The sequence below is a fragment of the Dethiosulfatibacter aminovorans DSM 17477 genome (assembly GCF_900142005.1).
Classification (GTDB): Bacteria; Bacillota; Clostridia; order Tissierellales; family Dethiosulfatibacteraceae; genus Dethiosulfatibacter; species Dethiosulfatibacter aminovorans.
On record NZ_FQZL01000010.1, the window covers coordinates 91,752 to 112,755 of the forward strand.

General features: G+C 39.4%; 17 protein-coding genes and 1 riboswitch. All 17 genes read left to right on the plus strand.

All coding sequences use genetic code 11. From position 1 onward, the window contains the following. The first annotated feature begins 150 nt into the window (after window positions 1-150). The 17 genes from BUB05_RS08495 (at window position 151) to BUB05_RS08575 (ending at window position 21,004) form a co-directional block, all read left to right on the plus strand. Complete coding sequence (locus tag BUB05_RS08495) at window positions 151-936, plus strand: electron transfer flavoprotein subunit beta/FixA family protein (RefSeq protein WP_073049175.1); 786 nt, start codon at window positions 151-153, stop codon at window positions 934-936. An 18-nt stretch (window positions 937-954) separates the two neighbouring features. After that, window positions 955-1,893, plus strand: coding sequence for an electron transfer flavoprotein subunit alpha/FixB family protein (locus BUB05_RS08500; RefSeq protein ID WP_073049176.1), 939 nt, complete (start codon window positions 955-957; stop codon window positions 1,891-1,893). A 63-nt stretch (window positions 1,894-1,956) separates the two neighbouring features. Continuing rightward, entirely contained in the window at window positions 1,957-3,393 is a 1,437-nt protein-coding gene (locus BUB05_RS08505; RefSeq protein ID WP_073049177.1) for an FAD-binding oxidoreductase, read from the plus strand. Window positions 3,394-3,422: 29 nt separating this feature from the next. Continuing rightward, window positions 3,423-4,565: an acyl-CoA dehydrogenase gene (locus BUB05_RS08510; protein WP_073049178.1), complete on the plus strand. Its 1,143-nt coding sequence runs from the start codon at window positions 3,423-3,425 to the stop codon at window positions 4,563-4,565. A 266-nt stretch (window positions 4,566-4,831) separates the two neighbouring features. Then, entirely contained in the window at window positions 4,832-5,617 is a 786-nt protein-coding gene (locus tag BUB05_RS08515) for an electron transfer flavoprotein subunit beta/FixA family protein (RefSeq protein WP_073049179.1), read from the plus strand. Window positions 5,618-5,635: 18 nt separating this feature from the next. Further along, on the plus strand, window positions 5,636-6,571 hold the full coding sequence (locus BUB05_RS08520; protein WP_073049180.1) for an electron transfer flavoprotein subunit alpha/FixB family protein: 936 nt from the start codon (window positions 5,636-5,638) through the stop codon (window positions 6,569-6,571). Between the two features lie 31 nt (window positions 6,572-6,602). Continuing rightward, entirely contained in the window at window positions 6,603-8,036 is a 1,434-nt protein-coding gene (locus BUB05_RS08525; RefSeq protein WP_073049197.1) for an FAD-binding oxidoreductase, read from the plus strand. A gap of 57 nt (window positions 8,037-8,093) precedes the next feature. After that, complete coding sequence (locus tag BUB05_RS08530) at window positions 8,094-9,236, plus strand: acyl-CoA dehydrogenase (protein WP_073049181.1); 1,143 nt, start codon at window positions 8,094-8,096, stop codon at window positions 9,234-9,236. Window positions 9,237-9,424: 188 nt separating this feature from the next. After that, the gene (locus BUB05_RS08535) at window positions 9,425-12,793 is read left to right on the plus strand and encodes an AAA family ATPase (protein WP_073049182.1); all 3,369 of its coding nucleotides are present in this window, start codon (window positions 9,425-9,427) and stop codon (window positions 12,791-12,793) included. A gap of 64 nt (window positions 12,794-12,857) precedes the next feature. Next, window positions 12,858-13,703, plus strand: coding sequence for a PhzF family phenazine biosynthesis protein (locus BUB05_RS08540; RefSeq protein ID WP_073049183.1), 846 nt, complete (start codon window positions 12,858-12,860; stop codon window positions 13,701-13,703). 97 nt (window positions 13,704-13,800) lie between these two features. Continuing rightward, window positions 13,801-13,884, plus strand: a riboswitch (cyclic di-GMP riboswitch). A gap of 31 nt (window positions 13,885-13,915) precedes the next feature. Continuing rightward, a complete protein-coding gene (locus BUB05_RS08545; RefSeq protein WP_073049184.1) occupies window positions 13,916-14,731 on the plus strand; it encodes a GDSL-type esterase/lipase family protein in 816 nt (271 codons plus the stop codon). A 119-nt stretch (window positions 14,732-14,850) separates the two neighbouring features. Beyond that, window positions 14,851-15,975, plus strand: a complete 1,125-nt coding sequence (locus BUB05_RS08550) for a site-2 protease family protein (protein ID WP_073049185.1) — start codon at window positions 14,851-14,853, stop codon at window positions 15,973-15,975. A 557-nt stretch (window positions 15,976-16,532) separates the two neighbouring features. After that, entirely contained in the window at window positions 16,533-17,186 is a 654-nt protein-coding gene (locus tag BUB05_RS08555) for a LytR/AlgR family response regulator transcription factor (RefSeq protein WP_073049186.1), read from the plus strand. Then, entirely contained in the window at window positions 17,186-18,463 is a 1,278-nt protein-coding gene (locus tag BUB05_RS08560) for a sensor histidine kinase (protein WP_073049187.1), read from the plus strand. The genes BUB05_RS08555 and BUB05_RS08560 overlap by 1 nt, the downstream gene beginning before the upstream one ends. Before the next feature lie 371 nt (window positions 18,464-18,834). Beyond that, window positions 18,835-19,059: a hypothetical protein gene (locus BUB05_RS08565; RefSeq protein ID WP_139257968.1), complete on the plus strand. Its 225-nt coding sequence runs from the start codon at window positions 18,835-18,837 to the stop codon at window positions 19,057-19,059. A gap of 303 nt (window positions 19,060-19,362) precedes the next feature. After that, a complete protein-coding gene (gene xerA, locus BUB05_RS08570) occupies window positions 19,363-20,331 on the plus strand; it encodes a site-specific tyrosine recombinase/integron integrase (RefSeq protein ID WP_073049189.1) in 969 nt (322 codons plus the stop codon). 142 nt (window positions 20,332-20,473) lie between these two features. Beyond that, window positions 20,474-21,004 (plus strand): hypothetical protein, encoded by a 531-nt coding sequence (locus BUB05_RS08575; protein ID WP_073049190.1) that lies wholly within the window; start codon window positions 20,474-20,476, stop codon window positions 21,002-21,004.

Genomic DNA, 21,004 nt, shown 5'->3' on the forward strand with positions numbered 1-21,004 from the left:
AAACAAAAGAATTCCAAGACACTGCAAGTATAAGGGCTATATAGATTATTGGTCGTACCATAGTACCCAAAAATGAAATACAGAACAAATGAAGCAGAACTATGCAATGTAAAAAAGCAACAAAATGAAAATTTAAAGGAGAGGAAAATTATGCAGATTCTTATATGTGTAAAACAGGTTCCGGATGATTCAGTTGAGATTCGTTTGGATGACAAGGCAAAAAAACCTAATTTGAATGGAGTGAGTTTGGTAGCAAATGCATTTGATACCTATGCACTGGAGATGGCGGTTCGTTTTGTGGAAGCCAATGAAGGAAATGTAACTGTGTTGAATGTAGGTTCGGATGATTCAACAAATACATTGAAGAATTGTCTTTCTGTGGGAGCCAATGAGGCATATTTTGTAAAAGATGATCTATATGCAGATTTGGATGCTATTGGAACAGCTGATGTTTTGGCAAATGCCATCAGTAAGATTGAAAAAGACAATGACAAGCAATTTGATTTGATCATGTGTGGAATGGAATCCACAGATGAAATCACTGGACAGGTGGGAGCAATGCTTGCAGAGAAGATGGGAAAAGGTTTCATAAGCAGAGCCATTGAAGTTAATTCAAAGGACGATATGCTGGAAGTTCATCAGGAAACTGATGAAGGGTACAATATAGTGACTCTCGAATCCCCAGCTGTAGTGACAGTAAGCAAGCCGAATTATGATCCTCGTTATCCTACTATCAAGACCAAGATGAAAAGCCGTAAGGCTGTCATTCCGACTTATTCGGCAGCGGAAATCGGAGAGGTGAAACAGGCAAAGGTGCGTTGCGTTGAGTATATAGAACCTCCTAAGAGAGAAGCAGGCATCAAGATTCAAGAGAAAGATGCCGTGTTGGCAGTAAGCGCTGCCATGGAACAAATGAAAAATGACAAGGCAATCTAATTGAGGAGGAACGAGAGTATGAAAGCATTATTGTTTATTGAAACGGATGGAGAAAAAGCTTTAGGCGGAAGCCTTGAATTGATAAGTGCGGCAAAAGCACTGGATGCAGAAGGAACGGCTCTTGTAGCAGGCAACAGGGCTGCTGCAGATACAGTAGCTGAGTTGGGAATTCCCGTTATTTACATAGAGTCAGCTACAGATTGTGACACTTTGACAGCAGTATTGTCAGAAACTGTCAAGGAAGAAAATCCCGACCTTGTTCTTTTGGCCAATACAGCATTGTCTAAAGACATTGCACCACGTATAGCGGCAAGACAGAATCTGGGATGTGTAAGTGACGTGACAGGAATGAGTAAATCCGATGACAAAGTCATATACACCAGACCAGCCTATAATGGTACAATTCTCGAAAATATTGAAGTAGAGGGTACAGCAGTAGTTACAGTAAGGAATGGAAGTTTCTCAAAGCCGGAAGCTGCTTCGAATGCAGGTGTCACTGAGAAGAAAATTGAAATACCTGCTGATGCGGTCAAGGCAAAAATAGTTGATACTGTAAAGGAAATCACTGAATCCGTCAATCTGGAAGAAGCAGAGATTATCGTTTCAGGTGGACGTGGAATGGGTAGCGCAGAAAACTTTGAACTTGTCAAAGAACTTGCAAGCGTACTAGGCGGCGTAGTTGGAGCAACAAGACCACCAATTGAAGACGGATGGATTTCCCGTGCACACCAGGTTGGGCAGTCAGGAAAGATTGTGGCGCCAAAACTGTATATAGCATGCGGTATTTCAGGGGCAGCGCAACATACGTCAGGAATGATGGGTTCAAGCTATATTGTGGCGATCAACAAGGATGAAGATGCTCCGATTTTTGAAATTGCAAACCTTAGCATTGTCGGAAATGTAACAGAGATTCTTCCTCTTATGATTGAAGAAATGAAGAAAGCAAAAGCACAATAGGCAATAAGGCAGCTTTGCCGCGTTAACCGCTGATATATAATAAATTCGAGAAGGAGGATTAATATGGCTGAATACAATAAATTGACAGAAGAATTGATTTTGAAATTGCAGGAGGCAGCTCCGGGACATATTCTAACAGGTGAAGATATCAATGAAGATTATTCGCACGATGAAATGCCTATCTACGGAAAGGCGGCGCCGGAAGTTGTATTCATGGCACATTCTACAGAGGAAATAGCTGCAGTAGTGAAAATATGCAATGAAAACAGAATACCTGTAACCCCAAGAGGCTCAGGATCAGGTCTTGTAGGTGGAGCGGTGCCGCTTCTGGGTGGTGTCCTGATTGACCTTTCAAAGATGAATAAAATACTTTCCTATGATTTGGAAAATTTTGTTGTTCATGTACAACCGGGCGTATCATTGAATGATCTTGCGGAGGATTGTGCAAAAAAAGGGTTGCTGTATGCACCGGATCCAGGTGAAAAGTTTGCACATCTAGGTGGAAATGTTTCTACCAATGCAGGTGGAATGAGAGCAGTCAAGTATGGAGCAACGCGTGATTACGTACAAGCAATGACTGTGGTCCTTCCTACAGGCGAAATAACTAAATTCGGAGCTACAGTATCAAAAACAAGTTCAGGTTACAGCCTTATAGATTTGATGGTAGGAGCAGAAGGTACACTTGGCGTAATTACTGAGCTGACTTTGAAGGTTATACCGGCACCTAAGGAAATTGCCAGCCTGATTATTCCATTTGAAAATTTGGCTGATTGTATGTCTGCTGTTCCAAAGATCAAGATGGCAAACATAGATCCCCAGGCACTGGAGTTCATGGAGAAAGAGATTGTTCTTGCCAGTGAAAGGTATATAGGAAAAAATGTATTCCCTCATGAACTTGAAGGAATAGAAGCAAATGCTTACCTGCTTGTCACTGTAGATGCAAGCAGCGAAGATGAGCTTAACAACCTCATTGAGCAGGCTGCCGAAGTGGTATTGGAGGAAGGTGCAATTGACGTTCTTGTAGCCGATACACCTGCAAAGATGAGAGATGCATGGGCGGCTCGTTCCAGCTTCCTTGAGGCAATAATGGCTGAAACGGAATTGCTGGATGAATGTGATGTGGTAGTTCCTGTTAACAGGATTGCCCCTTATCTTGAATTTGTGAATAAAGCCGGCGAGGAGCATGGACTTACTATCAGGAGTTTCGGACATGCAGGAGATGGAAACCTTCACATATACCAGTGCAGCAATGATCTGGAAGAAGAGGAATTCAAGGCAAGAGTCGAGAAGTTCTTCGATGTAATCTATCCGGAGGCAGTAAGATGCGGTGGTCTTGTTTCAGGAGAACATGGAATAGGCAGTGGAAAGATCAGCTATCTTGTGGACAGTGTCGGAGAAATAAACATGAACCTGATGAGAGGCATCAAGAAAGTGTTTGATCCGAATTCAATAATGAATCCGGGCAAAGTATGCGAAATGTTGGATTTTGAATGTAAATAAAATATAATAAAAAAAGGAAGGTAATTAATATGGATTTTAAAATGAGTGAAGAGCATCAACAGTTGCAGGAAATGTATCGTGATTTTGCAGTGAATGAAGTAAAACCGATAGCTAAGGAAATTGACGAAACAATGCGTTTCCCGTCAGAAAACGTAGAGAAAATGGCTGAAATGGGCTTGTTTGGAATTCCATTTCCTGAAGAACTTGGTGGAGCAGGAATGGATAACTTAAGCTATGTACAATGTGTGGAGGAATTATCAAAATGTTGCGCATCAACTGGAATAATTGTTTCAGTGCATACAAGTCTTTGTGCAATGCCAATATACAAATATGGCACTGATGAGCAGAAGGAAAAATATCTAAAGCCACTTGCTTCAGGTGAAATGCTGGGAGCCTTTGCATTGACAGAGCCTTCTGCAGGAACTGATGCTTCTATGGCAAAGACGACAGCAGTATTGGATGGAGACCACTATGTATTGAACGGAAGCAAGATATTCATTACCAATGCAGGACATGCAGACGTATATGTTATTCTTGCAATGACAGACAAGAGCATGGGAACTAAGGGTATGTCGGCATTCATAGTTGAGAAGGACACTCCAGGTTTCTCTATAGGAGCTCATGAAGTCAAGATGGGAATCCGTGCATCTGCTACATGTGAATTGGTATTTGATGATTGCAGAGTTCCAAAGGAAAATCTTCTTGGAGTGGAAGGCAAGGGATTTGGTCTTGCAATGTCAACTCTTGACGGAGGACGTATCGGTGTCGCTGCTCAGGCTCTTGGTATTGCAGAAGGTGCAATAGAAGAAACTGTAAAATATGTAACTGAAAGAGTTCAATTCGGACGTACTCTTTCAAAATTCCAGAACACACAATTCGAACTTGCCAAGATGCGTGCAAATACGGAAGCTGCGAAATTGTTGGTATATCAGGCTGCATGTGCAGTTGATGATGGAGAAAGATACTCGCACCTTGCTGCCATGGCCAAGCTTGTTGCTTCAAACAATGCCAGTGACGTAACAAGACGTTGCCTGCAGCTGTTTGGTGGATATGGATTCACAAGTGATTATCCTATCGAAAGAATGATGAGAGATGCAAAGATAACAGAAATCTATGAAGGAACATCAGAAGTTCAAATGATGGTAATTTCCGGATGGATGGGTGTAAAATAAATATCAACAGGCTGAAATAAATCCTGGAATCAACAAAAAAGCTGTCTCGTTTGAGGCAGCTTTTTTATAGTTTCCAAAAAGACACTATAACACAAAAAAGTGCGTTCTTGCAAAAATAACACTGATTGATTACAATAAATGTAACAAGAATTGGTCGCACCATAGCACCCATGATCGGGAAGTGGGACAAAGCAAAAAGAGTAATACAATATAAAACAGTAGAGTGAAAAAGAGCAACAAATGAAAATCTAAAGGAGAGGAAAATTATGCAGATTCTTATATGTGTAAAGCAGGTTCCAGATGATTCAGTTGAGATTCGTTTGGATGACAAGGTAAAACAACCTAATTTGAACGGAGTCAGTCCGGTAGCAAATGCATTCGATACCTATGCATTGGAGATGGCGGTTCGTTTCATGGAAGCCAATGGAGGAAATGTCAGCGTGTTGAATGTTGGAGCAGAAGATTCAACAAACACATTGAAAAACTGTCTATCTGTAGGAGCAAATGAGGCATATTTTGCGAAAGATGATATATATGCAGATTTGGATGCTATTGGAACAGCTGATGTTTTGGCAGATGCCATCAGTAAAATCGAAAAAGACAATGACAAGCAATTTGATCTGATCATGTGTGGAATGGAATCCACAGATGAAATCACCGGACAGGTGGGAGCTATGCTTGCAGAGCGGATGGGAAAAGGTTTCATAAGCAGAGCCATTGAAGTGAATTCAAAAGATGACATATTGGAAGTTCATCAGGAAACTGACGAAGGCTACAATATAGTGACTCTGGAATCTCCTGCTGTAGTGACAGTAAGCAAACCGGCATATGATCCTCGTTATCCTACTATAAAAACCAAGATGAAAAGCCGTAAGGCGGTTATCCCGACTTATTCGGCAGCTGAAATCGGAGAGATAAAAGAAGCAAAGGTGCGTTGTGTTGAATATGTTGAACCTCCCAAGAGAGAGGCTGGTATCAAAATTCAAGAGAAAGATGTTGCATTGGCAGTAAGCGCTGCCATGGAGCAAATGAAAAAAGATAAGGCAATCTAATTAAGGAGGAAAGAGAGTATGAAAGCATTATTGTTTATTGAATCGAATGGAGAAAAAGTACTGGGTGGAAGCCTTGAATTGATAAATGCTGTAAAAGCACTTGATGCAGACGGAACTGCTCTTGTAGCAGGTGATAGGGCTGCGGCAGATGCAGTAGCTGATTTGGGAATACCAGTTATTTTTGTAGATACTGCTACTGATTGTGATACCCTGACAGCGGTACTGTCGGAAACTGTAAAAGAAAACGATCCGGATGTTGTACTGTTAGCCAATACGGCATTGGCTAAAGACATTGCACCACGTATAGCTGCAAGACAGGATCTGGGATGTGTAAGCGATGTGACAGGAATAAGCAAAGCTGATGGAAAAGTAATATATACAAGACCTGCCTACAATGGATCAATCCTGGAAAACATAGAAGTAGAAGGTACAGCTGTAATTACAGTAAGAAACGGAAGCTTTGAAAAGCCGGAAGATACTTCAAATGCAGGTGTAACAGAGAAGAAAATTGAAATAGCTGACGATGCCGTTAAGGCGAAAATAGTCGATACGGTAAAGGAAATCACTGAATCCGTAAATCTGGAAGAAGCAGAGATTATCGTTTCCGGTGGACGTGGAATGGGAAGTGCAGAAAACTTTGAACTTGTTAAGGAACTGGCCAGTGTACTAGGCGGTGTAGTTGGAGCAACAAGACCTCCAATTGAAGACGGATGGATTTCCCGTGCACACCAGGTCGGACAGTCAGGAAAGATTGTAGCACCAAAGCTTTACATTGCATGCGGTATTTCAGGGGCAGCCCAGCATACATCAGGAATGATGGGGTCAAACTATATTGTGGCAATCAACAAAGATGAAGATGCTCCAATTTTTGAAAGTGCCAACCTGAGTATTGTTGGTAATGTGACTGACATACTTCCGGTTATGATTGAGGAAATGAAGAAAGCAAAAGCATAAAAAATATAAAAATTAGAAAGGAATGAAAATGATGGCTGAGTACAATAAATTAACAGAAGAATTGATCGCTAAATTACAGGAAGCGGCGCCTGGACATATTTTGACAGGTGATGATATAAACGAAGATTATTCACATGATGAAATGCCTATTTATGGAAAGGCGGCTCCGGAAGTAGTATTCATGGCAACTACTACAGAGGAAGTTGCTGCAGTAATGAAAATATGTAATGAAAACAAGATCCCCGTAACTCCAAGAGGATCGGGATCCGGTCTTGTTGGTGGAGCAGTTCCCCTTTTAGGTGGTGTCCTGATTGACCTTTCAAAGATGAATAAAATACTTTCCTATGATTTGGAAAATTTTGTAGTTCATGTACAACCGGGTGTATCCTTGAATGATCTTGCAGAGGATTGTGCAAAACAAGGGTTGTTGTATGCTCCCGATCCCGGTGAAAAGTTTGCACATCTAGGTGGAAATGTTTCTACAAATGCAGGTGGAATGAGAGCAGTAAAGTATGGAGCTACGCGTGATTACGTACGGGCGATGACTGTAGTTCTTCCTTCAGGAGAAATAACCAACTTCGGTGCAACTGTATCAAAAACGAGTTCAGGCTACAGCCTTATAGATTTGATGGTTGGAGCAGAAGGTACACTTGGAGTCATTACGGAACTCACTTTGAAGGTCATGCCGGCTCCAAAGGAAATTGCCAGCCTGATTATTCCTTATGAAAATTTGCATGACTGCATATCCACTGTTCCAAAGATCAAGATGGCAAATATAGATCCGCAGGCACTGGAATTCATGGAAAGGGAAATTGTTCTCGCCAGTGAAAGATATATAGGAAAAAGTGTATTCCCACAGGAACTTGAAGGAATCACAGCAAATGCTTACTTGCTTGTAACTGTAGATGCAAGCAGTGAAGACGAGCTTAACAACCTTATTGAGCAGGCTGCCGAGGTAGCTCTGGAAGAAGGAGCAATCGATGTTCTTGTAGCCGATACGCCAGCCAAGATGAAAGATGCATGGGCGGCTCGGTCCAGCTTCCTTGAGGCAATCATGGCTGAAACGGAATTGCTGGATGAGTGTGATGTTGTAGTTCCAGTTAACAAGATAGCTTCTTACCTTGAATTTGTGAACAAAGCCGGTGAAGAGCATGGACTGATTATCAAGAGTTTTGGACATGCTGGAGATGGAAACCTTCACATATACCAGTGCAGCAATGATCTGGAAGAAGATGAATTCAAGGAAAGAGTAGAGAAGTTCTTTGATGTAATCTATCCGGAGGCAGTAAGATGCGGCGGTCTTGTTTCAGGAGAACATGGAATAGGAAGTGGAAAGATCAGCTATCTTGTGGACAGTGTCGGAGAAATAAACATGAACCTGATGAGAGGCATCAAGAAAGTGTTTGATCCGAATTCAATCATGAATCCAGGCAAGGTATGTGAAATATTGGGCGACTGCAACTAATTCTAAGTCCCTAGGAATAACTGGAATACAATATAAAAAATGAGGTAGGTATATAAAATGGATTTTAAAATGAGTGAAGAGCACCAACAATTACAGGAAATGTATCGTGATTTTGCAGTGAACGAGGTAAAACCCATTGCAAAGGAAATTGATGAAACAATGCGTTTCCCATCAGAAAATATAGAGAAAATGGCTGAAATGGGCTTGTTTGGAATTCCATTTCCAGAAGAGCTTGGTGGAGCAGGAATGGATAACTTAAGCTATGTGCAGTGTGTTGAAGAATTATCAAAGTGCTGTGGATCAACTGGAATAATCGTTTCAGTGCATACAAGTCTTTGCGCAATGCCAATTTACCAATATGGTACGGATGAACAGAAGGAAAAATATCTAAAGCCACTTGCTTCAGGTGAAATGCTAGGAGCCTTTGCACTGACAGAGCCATCTGCAGGAACTGACGCTTCTATGGCAAAGACTACAGCTGTACTTGACGGAGACCACTATGTATTGAACGGAAGCAAGATATTCATTACAAATGCAGGCTATGCAGACGTATATGTAATACTTGCAATGACAGACAAGAGCATGGGAACAAAGGGAATGTCGGCATTCATAGTTGAGAAGGACACTCCAGGTTTCTCTATAGGAACTCATGAAGTAAAGATGGGAATTCGTGCATCTGCTACGTGTGAACTTGTATTTGATGACTGTAGGGTTCCAAAGGAAAATCTTCTTGGAAAAGAAGGCAAGGGATTTGGCCTTGCAATGGCGACTCTTGACGGAGGACGTATTGGTGTTGCTGCTCAGGCTCTCGGTATTGCAGAAGGTGCAATAGAAGAAACTGTAAAATATGTTACTGAAAGAGTTCAGTTCGGACGTACTCTATCGAAATTCCAAAACACACAATTCGAACTCGCCAAGATGCGTGCAAACACGGAAGCTGCAAAGCTTCTTGTATATCAGGCGGCAAGGGCAGTGGATGATGGAGAAAGATTCTCGCACCTGGCTGCAATGGCTAAACTGGTTGCTTCTGGAAATGCCAGTGATGTAACAAGACGTTGCCTGCAGCTGTTTGGCGGATACGGATTCACAAGCGACTATCCTATAGAAAGAATGATGCGTGATGCAAAAATAACTGAAATATATGAAGGAACATCGGAAGTTCAAATGATGGTAATTTCAGGATGGATGGGCGTTAAATAATATAGGAATATCTATTTAATTGTGCAGTACAGTTAAACTGTTTTATATAAATACAATAGCAGGCATCCCGTCGGGTACATTTATGAAATTCAGGAATGTACCAAGACGGGATGTCTGTTTTGTTTTGTTCAAGCAAGAAATTTATGGTATACTTTTATACATTACTAATCGGAAAGGATGTGTATCAAATGAAACCTGAAATTATTGAAGAAATATTTAATGAAATAGAGAAGATATTAAAGATGGAATTCATAGGGCAGGACGAGTATTTCAGTGAACTATGCAAATACTTCAAAAAGAAGAGCTCAAAGGACAGAAAGGGCGTTCTTATGGTCATTGGAGACGCCAATACATTCAAAAAAATGAGTCTCAGGTTTATATTCAAAGAACTGGGGACAAAAGGGATATTTAAAAATGGAACCATTGATGAAATAGACCTTGGTTCCTACGACTTCAACTTCGGCTATAATGCATTTTTGACTGACTTGAATGAAAAGCTCAACAACGATTCCGACGGGGTGCTGTTTTCCAACCTTGACAAGGCATCCAAGGAAATGATTGACCTTATATCAACAATCAACCCCGGTGAAAAAATCAAGCTCCCATCGTCATATAAAATGAAGAACAAGATATTTGTAGAATCTTCTGAAGATGATGCAGTAGATTCAATTGAAAGCGGGAACAAGCATATCATGTTTGTGTACAACAGGAAGATGAATGGTGACGGCAGCGACTTCGCAGACAATAACATCTTAAACAGGGACAAGGTGCTTTATACAAGAAATCTTACAGGAGAAGAAAAGACAGCTCTTATCAGGAAAGTCATGACTAAGGTGTTTAATGAGCTGGAGCTTGAATACAATGTAGAAATAACCTTCAGAAACAAGGATAGTGAAGACAACGAAGAGTTATGCGGAATAGTGTATCATATCAATAAGTTTAATGAAGATGAAAATTTCACCTTTATGGACTATGTGAGATACAAGATTGGAAATCCTCTTAAGAACATATTGGAAAGCAGGGGGATGGAAGGCAGCGGCAGAATACTGCTTTATGTAGAAGATGACAAGATATATGCAAAAATCAACGACAGTATTTTCACGTTGAAGGATTATGTATTACCATCCCTGGAGGAAGTGAAATACAGGCTTGATGCACTGGTAGGCATGAAGGACTTCAAGGAGCACATGGCAAATATTGAAAACAACTTCAAGGTGCAGAAAATCAGGGAAAGACTTGGTATGGAAACTGCAACCATGTCGCTTAACATGGTGTTTCTTGGAAATGCAGGTGTTGGGAAGACCAATGCAGCAAGGATAGCCTTTGACTATTTCAATTCACTGGGGTTGCTGTCAAGGAATGTATTCCTTGAAGTGAGCAAGTCGGATTTTTCCACTGGTGACCCTTCCAAGGTTCTTGATGCTACAAACCGGATAATTGAGAATTCACTCGGAGGCGTACTTTTCATAGACGAGGCATATTCCCTATTCAAGGGCGAAGATGACAAGTCAGGCCAGGAGATAGTGGATGCTTTGCTGACAGCCATAGAAAACAACAGGGGTAATCTTGTAGTAATACTGGCCGGTTATGAAAATGAAATGGAAGACCTCTTTGGTATGAATCAGGGGCTGAAATCCAGGTTCCAGAATATAGTCCATTTCAGGGATTATACTCCTGAGGAAATGTACGACATTGCAGTTGTGACTGCAGAAGGCAAGGGATACCATATAGCAGAGGATGTCAGAAACGATCTGATAGACCTTTTCACCAGAAACCAGCTGATAGAAAAGGAAGGTCTTGGAAATGCCAGGTTTGTGAGGAATATCATAGAGAATGCCATAATGGATGCTTCAAAAAAATATCTCATGGACCCCGGACGACAGATAGATGTTCTATACAGGTCAAATTTCAACTTTAACGCAAAGGTGAAGTTCGACCTTGAAAAGAGACTTGAGAATATTATAGGACTTGAAGAGGTAAAAGGACTTTTAAGAGCTCAGTACAGGCTGTTGAAAGCCCAGGAAAAGAGAAAATCCGTCGGAGTTGAAACGGAAATAGAACAAAATCTCAACATGGTCTTTGCAGGAAATCCGGGAACGGGAAAGACCAGTATAGCAAGACTTGTGGCTGAAATGCTCAACAGTATGGGTTTTTTAAAGGGCGGACAGCTCGTAGAGACTGACAGGTCAAATTTTGTTTCTGAAAAGCCAGGTGAAACTCCTACAAAAACAGAAAAAACATTCATGAAGGCGATCGGTGGCATTCTATTCATAGATGAAGCATATACCTTGGCATCGGATTCTTTGGGCAGGGAAGCCATAGAGACTTTGTTGAAACTGATAGAGGACTATTCAAAGGATGTAATTGTGATACTGGCCGGATACAGCGAAGAGATGGAGGATTTCTTTGATGTAAACATAGGCTTGAGGTCAAGATTTCCTCTGTGGACAAATTTCGAGGACTACAATCCTGACGAGCTGATGTCAATTGCAGTGAGACTCCTTGAATCAAAGGGATTCAATCTTACTGACAATGCCGTGAAAGAGCTTGGAAGGAGCTTTGTTGACATTTACGAAAGCGGAGATGTCCAGGCTGGAAATGCCAGGATGGTAAGGAATCAGGTGGAAAATCTCATTCGCATTCAAAGTGGAAGGATTGCTGACGAAGCAACAAGCGCCTACGAGATGAACAGGATCAATTCAACAGATGTAGTGAAGCTGGCTTCTTCGGCAAAGGACAACAGCTTCGATCTTGAAAGCAGACTTGAAAGTATTTCCGGCAAGGAAAATGCCAAGGCTTTCTTGAGAGAACAATACAAGCTGTTTGTAATTAATGAGAAAAGGAAAAGATTCAATCTTGATTCCGACATCAACAAATACAGAAACTTCATATTCTCAGGAAATGCAGGAACAGGAAAGGGTATAATACTTGATACACTGTCAGACATGATGTTTAGTTTAGGTGCGGTAAAGGCGAAGACGCCTTATGAAATACATGTGAATGAAATAAGGAGCCATGTAGAAGAAGGGAAAAACCTGGAGGATTTATTGAACAAGGGCATTGGCAAGGTGATCTTCCTGCACAGAGCAGACCTTCTTCTACAGGACAGAAACTTCGACTCCTTGATTGTCAATTTGATCAAGTTTATAGATATGAACAAGAACAGGTTGATGATGGTAATAGAAGGTGAAAAAAAGGGACTTAAGGACTTGATGGCAAAATATCCGACTTTGGGATATAGATTTCCGGTAATGGTTGAGTTTGAAGAGTATTCAGAAAGGGACCTGTTCGATCTGGCTGTAAAAATATTCGAGGAGAAAGGATATGTACTTGATGTAGACAGCAGACGAGAACTGATGGAAGCTATATGCGACATAGAGACCATTGACATAGTGATATTGAAGAATGGACTCATGGTGAAACAGCTTGTGGATAATATTGCAAGGGTTCAAAGTGTAAGAGTTTATGACATGAAGGCCGATGATAAGGAAATGAACCTATTGATGGCTGAAGACATACAGAAGGGTAAGGATAAATTTGTAAGGAAAAATTCATGAAAACAGTCTTTTGAGGAATAGAGAATTGTCTCAAGAAGAATATAATGGGTGAGAAGGTGATCATATGAATGAAACGGTATACAGAATGAGTGCCTTTACGGCAACTGAAAAGGGAGGAAATCCTGCAGGCGTGGTATTTGAGGCCGACAGCCTCACAGAGGAGAGGATGAAGGAGATAGCGGCTGAAGTTGGATATTCTGAAACTGCATTTGTTATGAAGTCCCATGTTGCAAACTTCAAGGTGAGATTCTTCACACCGACAGAAGAAGTGGACCTTTGCGGACATGCCACTATAGCGACCTTCAACCTGATGAGGGATGAAGGGCTTATTGAACCAGGCCAGTACACCCAGGAGACCAAGGCGGGAATCCTCAAGCTGAAGATCTATGAAGACAGCGTGTATATGGAACAGACCTTGCCTGAATTCCATGAGGTGATTCCAAAGGAGGATGTCAGCGATTGTTTCAGCAATGGAGATGGAGAATATCTTGGAGATTCTGACGTTCAGATTGTATCTACAGGACTTAAGGATATAATGCTGCCTGTAAGCAGTCTGGATACCCTCTTGAATCTTAAGCCCGACTTTGAAATGATCTCCGAGATAAGCAGGAAATACGATGTGGTGGGTATTCATGCCTTTGCACTGGATACATATGGAGACGCCACGGCACACACAAGGAACTTTGCACCCCTATACGGCATAGATGAAGAATCAGCCACTGGTACATCCAACTGTGCCCTTGCCTGCTATCTTGATAAGCGTGGCAATATTGGAGACGAAGGCAGATATGTATTCGAACAGGGATACTGCATGGACAGTCCATCAGAGATAAGGGTGGAGCTTGCAAAGGATGCTGAAGGAAAGCTGACAGGTGTATATGTTGGAGGAAAGGCAAACAGGATAGGATAAATGATATTCGGAAATTTCACTCAAAAAAGTAAGATGAGATTCAACAAATGTCTATATATTTATGGTATAATGAACATAGAATAAAACATAAGCAGCAGCTTGAATCGGGAACGTTGAACCAGACGGAGTATTTGGACACTTTCCCTCTGGTGAGTTAATAGTGTAACCGACCTTTTATTAAGGTCGGTTTTTTGTTTACAAGGAGGTTTAAGATGAAGAAAACAAGACTCGTCATAATACTAATCATAATCACAATGCTCGCTTTACCTGTCAATGCTTTTGCAAACCATGAAGAGGGAATAGTGTATACTGCTTTGGGGGACTCAATAGCAGCAGGAACGGGAAGTGCAAATGGCGACAGCTACACGGACATGTTCAATGAATACCTGAGGAAGCTATACAAGGATAAGGTGTATAACGATAAGGTTGTGTATAACAATTTTGCTTCAGATGGAACAACGAGCGGTGCTTTGGTTATGGATTTAACTAATCCGTTGGATCCGGATTTTTATGCAACTTTTAATGCTGTAATTAGTTCTAATGTAATTACTATCAGTATAGGGGGAAATGACGTTCTTGATTATATAGAGCAATTCGATCCAGAGATAGAATATTCAGAAGAAGATTTTAACGCAATAGCATATTATATAGAAACTAATATTGTACCGCAAATGTTCAGCAATTTTACTGACATAATATCAGCAATCAAAACCACAAATCCTACTGCACAGATTTATGTAAATAATTTCTATAATCCATTTGTCTATGATGAAGAGCTTCATAATTTTGCTGAATTATTTATACCAGATATAAATACAGCTCTTAAAGATGGGGAGATATCACTGATATATGGTCGTTTATATTACGTCGTAGACGTATATACCGCTTTTGATGGGTACAGAAATCCAAAGAGCCTGGTAAACTATGACTATAGCCTTGAAACTAAAGATGCATACCTCCATCCTAGACACAAGGGATACAAGGTTATGACCAATGTGTTGAAGGATTTGTATGAGGAAAATCAATAAAATTACATGTGTGCAGAGGCATATGTGTTGAGATATGCATGCATAATATGTAATGACAGCAGAGTGGCGGCGCAATTGGTTCTGAAGCCGGTTGCGCTGCCAACTGTAAGGAGGATATTATGAAAGGATCAATGTCTCTCGGAAAGATCAGGGGTATTAGAATTGAAATCAATATCAGTTGGATAGTGATATTTTCTCTGGTTACTTTTATGATGGCAAGCAGCTATTTCCCAACTCTCTATCCGGGCATGAATCCTGTCATATATTGGAGTCTTGGCATATCCATAGCCCTTTTGATGTTTGTATCAATCCTCCTTCATGAACTGTCCCATTCTATAGTTTCCATACATCTTGGAATAAATGTAAGCAGCATAACGCTTTTCATATTCGGAGGTCTGGCACAAATTGAAGAGGAGCCCAATGACCCTGTGAAGGAGATGAAGATTGCCATAGCAGGACCCGCCATGAGCCTGCTTCTATTTGCTTTGTTCACACTTTTGTCAAACCTATTGCTGTTTCTTGGTATTACTGAAATATATACAGTGCCATTTTCATATGTAGGTGGAGTCAATCTCATACTTGCAATATTTAACCTTGTACCGGCATTTCCTCTCGATGGAGGAAGGGTACTACGGGCAATACTCTGGTACTATAAGGGCAGCCTTCAGTTCGCAACAAAAGTTGCATCATCCATGGGAGACATGTTCGGATATTTTCTGATATTCATTGGACTTTACTGGGCATTGTCGGGCAATGTAATCAACGGATTGTGGTTTGTATTCATAGGATGGTTTATCAAGCAACTTTCACAGTCCAGCTATCAGAACATGATGATGAACGATCTCTTCACTAAAATTCATGTCAGGGAATTCATGACCAGAGACCTGGTCGTTGTGAAGGATTTTACCTCGGTGGAGGACTTGGTTGAGAACTATTTCTACAGATACAAGTATGTATGTTTTCCTGTAGTGAGGAATGAAAGCGTACTGGGTCTTGTTACAATCGACAGTGTAAAGAAGATAGAGCGTGAAATGTGGAACCAGACGTCCGTTGGAGCAATAACTGAACTGCTGAGGGATGACCTTGTAGCTGCTCCCGACGCAACGGTAATATCTGCAATGAAGAAACTTTTCAGCAACAAGATAGGAAGAATGGTGGTTATTGAAGACGGAAAACTTATAGGGATTATTTCAAGAACCGACATACTTAACTATATTAGGGTATATTCAGAGCTTCATCAGTAAGTGAAACAAGTTCAACCAAATGAGATTAAAGGAGCCTAAATCAGGTTCCTTTTTTTGAGATTTTTTGGATGGTGCGGTTTAGCGTAACATAGTTTATTACAAAACGCAAGTTGAAGCTGAAAGTGTTGAAAACCAAGAATTCAGGAATAATCAAAGACTATGAATTTCATCTTTGAAAATTAAAAAAAGTTAAGAAACAAGTTACCGTTGTATTGAGGTGGTGAAACTATTCGCAATTTTTGATTTGTTATTGTCCTTGCAAACAATTAGTGATACAATGATTCTTGGGATATGCTGAAAATGGGGTTGATGTATTAATTATTATTTTTTATGGTGGTTTATTGACCCTGTTCAGAGATGAGCGGGGTTTTGTGTTATTTTCAATGAATAGTTGAAATTCTATGTAACTGATGATTCAGTATATTCATAAATCGTGATACAACTTAGTTGCATCCGGACACAATTTGAAGAATACAGGGAGGAATGTCATGAGGAAGATTTTGATAATTGAAGATAATCCTGATGAGAGAGAATAGATAATCAAGATTGCAGCAAAGATGAACTCAAGGCTGAAGATTTTTAGTACTGGCTCGTCCAAAGAAGCTTACGAAATTGCAATGAGAGAAGAGATAGATGTTTTCTTTATCGATATAAATCTCTTTGATGGAGACGGAATGAAGCTTGCTGAAAATTTGAGGGGAATAAAAAAATATGAGTTTACAAAGATAGTATTCATAACATCCGTCGTGATGATGGAACTGGAAGCATACAGGAATACACAGTGTTATGAATTTGTGGTAAAGAATTTTGATGATGGAAGCAATCTTGAACGTGTCATGAAGAAGCTTCTCATAGATTATATAAATTATGAAGATGAACGGTATAATGCTTGGAACAACAGGTGTCTTGAGTTGAATTACAATAATTCGATTTACAAGGTCCCCATTAAGGACATTATATTTGTGGAGTATCTTAACAGAAGGATTTATGTGCAGACTAAAAACGAGAGAATAAGGTACAAGTGCATGCCTATGATGAAGGTTATTGAGGATCTCCCAAAGGATTTCGTCCAGGTCCATCAGTCAATAGTAATCAACAAGAATTACATAACAAAAATTGACAAGTCAAACAGAATGATTGAATTGTCTGATTACGACCAGCAAGTGCCCTATGGCAGAAATTATTCAAAAGTTATAGGAGGATTGGGATAATGTCGGGAAGCGAAATATTTGTAATATCTCTGTTTGATATGTCCATGATGGCAGTTTTTATACATGGAATGTTGACGGAGTACAAAACGTCGGGCAAAAGAAAAATACTATATATTGTGGGAGGATCAGTGACTATTGCATTAAACAGTGTTTTAGCCATCAACCAACCAGTGTCTCATATAGGAGCTACTATTATTTTCTTTGCAGCATTTATGTTGTATGTATCGAAATTCGAGGATCTTAACAGGATATACAAAACAATCTTGTTCCTTTTCATATCCGTTGTGCTTTTCGTCGTACAAGCAATTGTGATGCTGTTATTAAGCTTGATATTCAAGAATTTTGCTATGAGTTTTGAATATGGACTGTTCGCTCAGACACTAGGCTTGTTGCTGGTATATCTAATGAGTAAATACATGTCTTTTTCCAAGATATTCGTATATCTTTATAGGAAAAATATTGTGTTTAGTGTGGTTGTGTTCAATCTCTATGTCATACAATATGGTTTGTCCATGTCATTGTTTTCAGCCCCGCAGGATTTCTTGGAAATGGGGACAGAGGTGTTTCTATTGTATGTGATGGCATTGATTACGAACATGTTCCTGGTGAAGGAGGGTATTGCGGAAACTGCACTGCATGAAAAAGTGCAGTTTTACGATACTTATATTCCAATAATCAAGAATGTTATGAGGGAAGTCAGAAAGAAGCAGCATGACTATAATTCACAGGTAAATGTGATGAAAACTTTGAGGGACAGTCTAAAGGGAGACAAAAAAGAAGTTGTAGAATCATATGTGAAGGAAATTGAAAATGAAAATATCTGGGTTGAATTGCTTAACCTGAACAATGACGTTTTGATAGCCCTTCTTTACAGTAAATATATATCTGCCAAGGAAAAGGGAGTGGATTTGAAGTTTAAAATAAGAAACAATTACTTCGAATCGGTTTATTCGGATTACAAGATTGTGGAGATGTATGGGATATTGATTGACAATGCGATAGAGGCTGTTGAAGGGAAAGCAGATGACAAGAAAGTGAACATTGAAATGGAATTCGATGGAAAGAACAATAAGCTGAAGGTTGAAAATCCATCGGAATTTGTGAGTCTGAAGGAATTCCACAAGTTCTTTGAACCGGGGTATTCGAGAAAAAAGGGCAAAAACAGGGGGCTTGGTCTTGATAAGCTTAAGGAAATTCTGAAAGAAAAAAATGGGACCATATCATACATGTATGATAATACCTTCAATTCTGTAGTTTTCGAATTGCAACACTCTTAGTTTTTCATACAGTTTTCAATAGCGAAGATATTTCCTTGACAATTCTTATTGATGCATCTAAGAGATTTACAGCTTATTTGGAAAAAGCAAGCAAGTATGCAGAATAGGCAGAGAAAGTAACAGAATAGACAACTGCTATTGATAAATGAATATGTAGTGCTTATAATTCTCTTGAGCATAAGTTTATTGATATGTTGAAGGTGTATCAGGGGAAATAGAGTTAAGACTGATTGAATTTAACCTCTTCAAAGATGGTTACAGGCAAAACAGTCTTAACTCTATAAAAATAACAGACCTAACAGGGAATGATGATCCGGTACTTTGCAAGAAGTGTTAAGGAGCGGGATATCTTAAAAAAGGATGGGAAAAATATGGTACATTTATTAAACAAAACTATCTGCACCTGCTGCGGAGAAGAAATCAAATGGCGTCAGGAGACCAAACAGCGCATATATATGAACGGAGTCTATGTAGTTGAGATACCTGAACCTGGTGTCTGCCTGGCTAAGGATATCAATGTAACGAAGAACAACATCACTTACAGAATGAACTGTAACTACTGTCAGCAAGAGATTCATGTGACAGTGCAGAAATAAGAATTTAGGGTATTGAATTGAAGACAAGAACAATTATAAATAGACCCTTTTAGGAAAATACCAGCTTGTTTTATGTCCTCGAAATTTAGAGTTGTGGGGGAGCTTGTCCTGGGGATAATAGCCATATGCAATTTTTGATTTGCTATTGTGGAGATTCACAATTAGTGATAGAATGTTATTGGGATATGTTGAAAATGGGGTTGGAGTATTAATTAGTATTTTTGTTGCGGTTTTTAACCCTGTTCGAAATGAGCGGGGTTTTATTTATTTTTGATATACTTCAATAAAAAGGAGTCTATCAAGATGCAAAATCAAATTTACAATGTTTTAAATGACATGGCAGAATATCTCAGTATTTCTCAAATGAAAAAATTGCAGGAAGTATTGATTATAAGACTTGAGGAATATGATGAAGATATTGAAAGCATAGAGAATAAAGATTATGTCGAGATGTTTTTATCTGCTAAACAGATTGAAGGATGCTCTGAAAGAACCATTAGTTATTACCAAGCTACACTATTTAACATGTTCAAAGAAATTGAATTGCCAATAAGAAGAATTACAACAGAGGCAATTAGGGAGTATTTGAAGAAATATCAAGCTAAGAATAATTGCAGTAAGGTTACTATAGATAATGTTAGAAGGAATTTATCAAGTTTTTTCTCCTGGTTGGAAGAAGAAAATTATATTATAAAGAATCCGGTTCGACGAATTCATAAAGTGAAAATAGGAATGACTGTTAAAGAAGTGATCTCTGATGAAAACATTGAAATTATGAGGGATGGCTGTAATACAATTCGAGACTTGGCAATGATAGACTTGTTGTTCTCGACTGGAATAAGGGTTGGAGAACTAGTTAATCTGGATATTTCTGATGTGAATTTTGACGAAAGAGAATGTATTGTCTATGGCAAAGGTGATAGGGAAAGAAAGGTTTACTTTGATGCAAAGACTAAGCTGCATGTTCAAAACTATTTGAAGGAACGTTGTGATGAAAATAGGGCATTATTTGTTACGTTGAATAGACCTTATGAAAGATTGAAAATAAATGGTGTTGAAATCAGGTTACGGGAGCTTGGCAGAAAACTGGGAATAGAAAGAGTTCATCCACATAAGTTTAGAAGAACTATGGCAACAAGAGCCATTGATAAAGGAATGCCGATTGAGCAGGTGCAGAAATTATTAGGACATCAACAAATCGATACGACGATGAGGTATGCAATGGTTAATCAGAATAATGTGAAGAATTCGCATAAGAAGTATATTGGATAGGATAGAGAACAAAGTTAAGGTGAAGTTCAGAATATTATGAATGTGATACAAATATTATTTGATTTGTTGATGCAGAAGTACTTTGAATAAACTTAGTTTATGTATAATTGTTGCTAAGCTGACAAATTAATGAGGTGATTATATGGGAGATAAAGAATACAGATTAAAATGTCTTAACAGGCTATCAGAGCTGAGTAAACACAGGAAGACATCTCAAAAGGAGGGGTTGCTCGATTTGTTTGTGACTTATGTATATTTGACAAATCCTGACTATAAGTACAATGAAACATATTTGAAAGACATGATTCCTAAGTTTTGGATCAATGTTGAAAAGTATAATTTAAAAGTTGAGTTGCGTGAAAAAATGTTAAAGGAAATTCAAAAAAAACAAATTCCAGAAGGCACAAAGTGCCAGCTCTGTATTCAAGTTGATGATACTTGGGAATTAAGATTTGACAATACTGCTGAAGGAAGTATCGGCAAATGGATAAGAACAATGAGCGAAATACCAAGACTAAATTCTGTTGATAACAAAAAAACTTATATAAAGTGCCAATTTAACAATGGCCAGGGGAGTGTTTTTTCAGATTACCTAGTATCAGATGATAACGTGAAATTGATAAAATTTGCAGCTGATTCTGTAAAATCTTATATAGATAGATTGGGGGATTAG

Excerpts from the sequence above, each read along its gene's own strand:
- BUB05_RS08495 (WP_073049175.1), top strand. The coding sequence starts at position 151 with ATGCAGATTCTTATATGTGTAAAACAGGTTCCGGATGATTCAGTTGAG.
- BUB05_RS08500 (WP_073049176.1), top strand. The coding sequence starts at position 955 with ATGAAAGCATTATTGTTTATTGAAACGGATGGAGAAAAAGCTTTAGGC.
- BUB05_RS08505 (WP_073049177.1), top strand. The coding sequence starts at position 1,957 with ATGGCTGAATACAATAAATTGACAGAAGAATTGATTTTGAAATTGCAG.
- BUB05_RS08510 (WP_073049178.1), top strand. The coding sequence starts at position 3,423 with ATGGATTTTAAAATGAGTGAAGAGCATCAACAGTTGCAGGAAATGTAT.
- BUB05_RS08515 (WP_073049179.1), top strand. The coding sequence starts at position 4,832 with ATGCAGATTCTTATATGTGTAAAGCAGGTTCCAGATGATTCAGTTGAG.
- BUB05_RS08520 (WP_073049180.1), top strand. The coding sequence starts at position 5,636 with ATGAAAGCATTATTGTTTATTGAATCGAATGGAGAAAAAGTACTGGGT.
- BUB05_RS08525 (WP_073049197.1), top strand. The coding sequence starts at position 6,603 with ATGGCTGAGTACAATAAATTAACAGAAGAATTGATCGCTAAATTACAG.
- BUB05_RS08530 (WP_073049181.1), top strand. The coding sequence starts at position 8,094 with ATGGATTTTAAAATGAGTGAAGAGCACCAACAATTACAGGAAATGTAT.
- BUB05_RS08535 (WP_073049182.1), top strand. The coding sequence starts at position 9,425 with ATGAAACCTGAAATTATTGAAGAAATATTTAATGAAATAGAGAAGATA.
- BUB05_RS08540 (WP_073049183.1), top strand. The coding sequence starts at position 12,858 with ATGAATGAAACGGTATACAGAATGAGTGCCTTTACGGCAACTGAAAAG.
- BUB05_RS08545 (WP_073049184.1), top strand. The coding sequence starts at position 13,916 with ATGAAGAAAACAAGACTCGTCATAATACTAATCATAATCACAATGCTC.
- BUB05_RS08550 (WP_073049185.1), top strand. The coding sequence starts at position 14,851 with ATGAAAGGATCAATGTCTCTCGGAAAGATCAGGGGTATTAGAATTGAA.
- BUB05_RS08555 (WP_073049186.1), top strand. The coding sequence starts at position 16,533 with ATGAACTCAAGGCTGAAGATTTTTAGTACTGGCTCGTCCAAAGAAGCT.
- BUB05_RS08560 (WP_073049187.1), top strand. The coding sequence starts at position 17,186 with ATGTCGGGAAGCGAAATATTTGTAATATCTCTGTTTGATATGTCCATG.
- BUB05_RS08565 (WP_139257968.1), top strand. The coding sequence starts at position 18,835 with ATGGTACATTTATTAAACAAAACTATCTGCACCTGCTGCGGAGAAGAA.
- xerA (WP_073049189.1), top strand. The coding sequence starts at position 19,363 with ATGCAAAATCAAATTTACAATGTTTTAAATGACATGGCAGAATATCTC.
- BUB05_RS08575 (WP_073049190.1), top strand. The coding sequence starts at position 20,474 with ATGGGAGATAAAGAATACAGATTAAAATGTCTTAACAGGCTATCAGAG.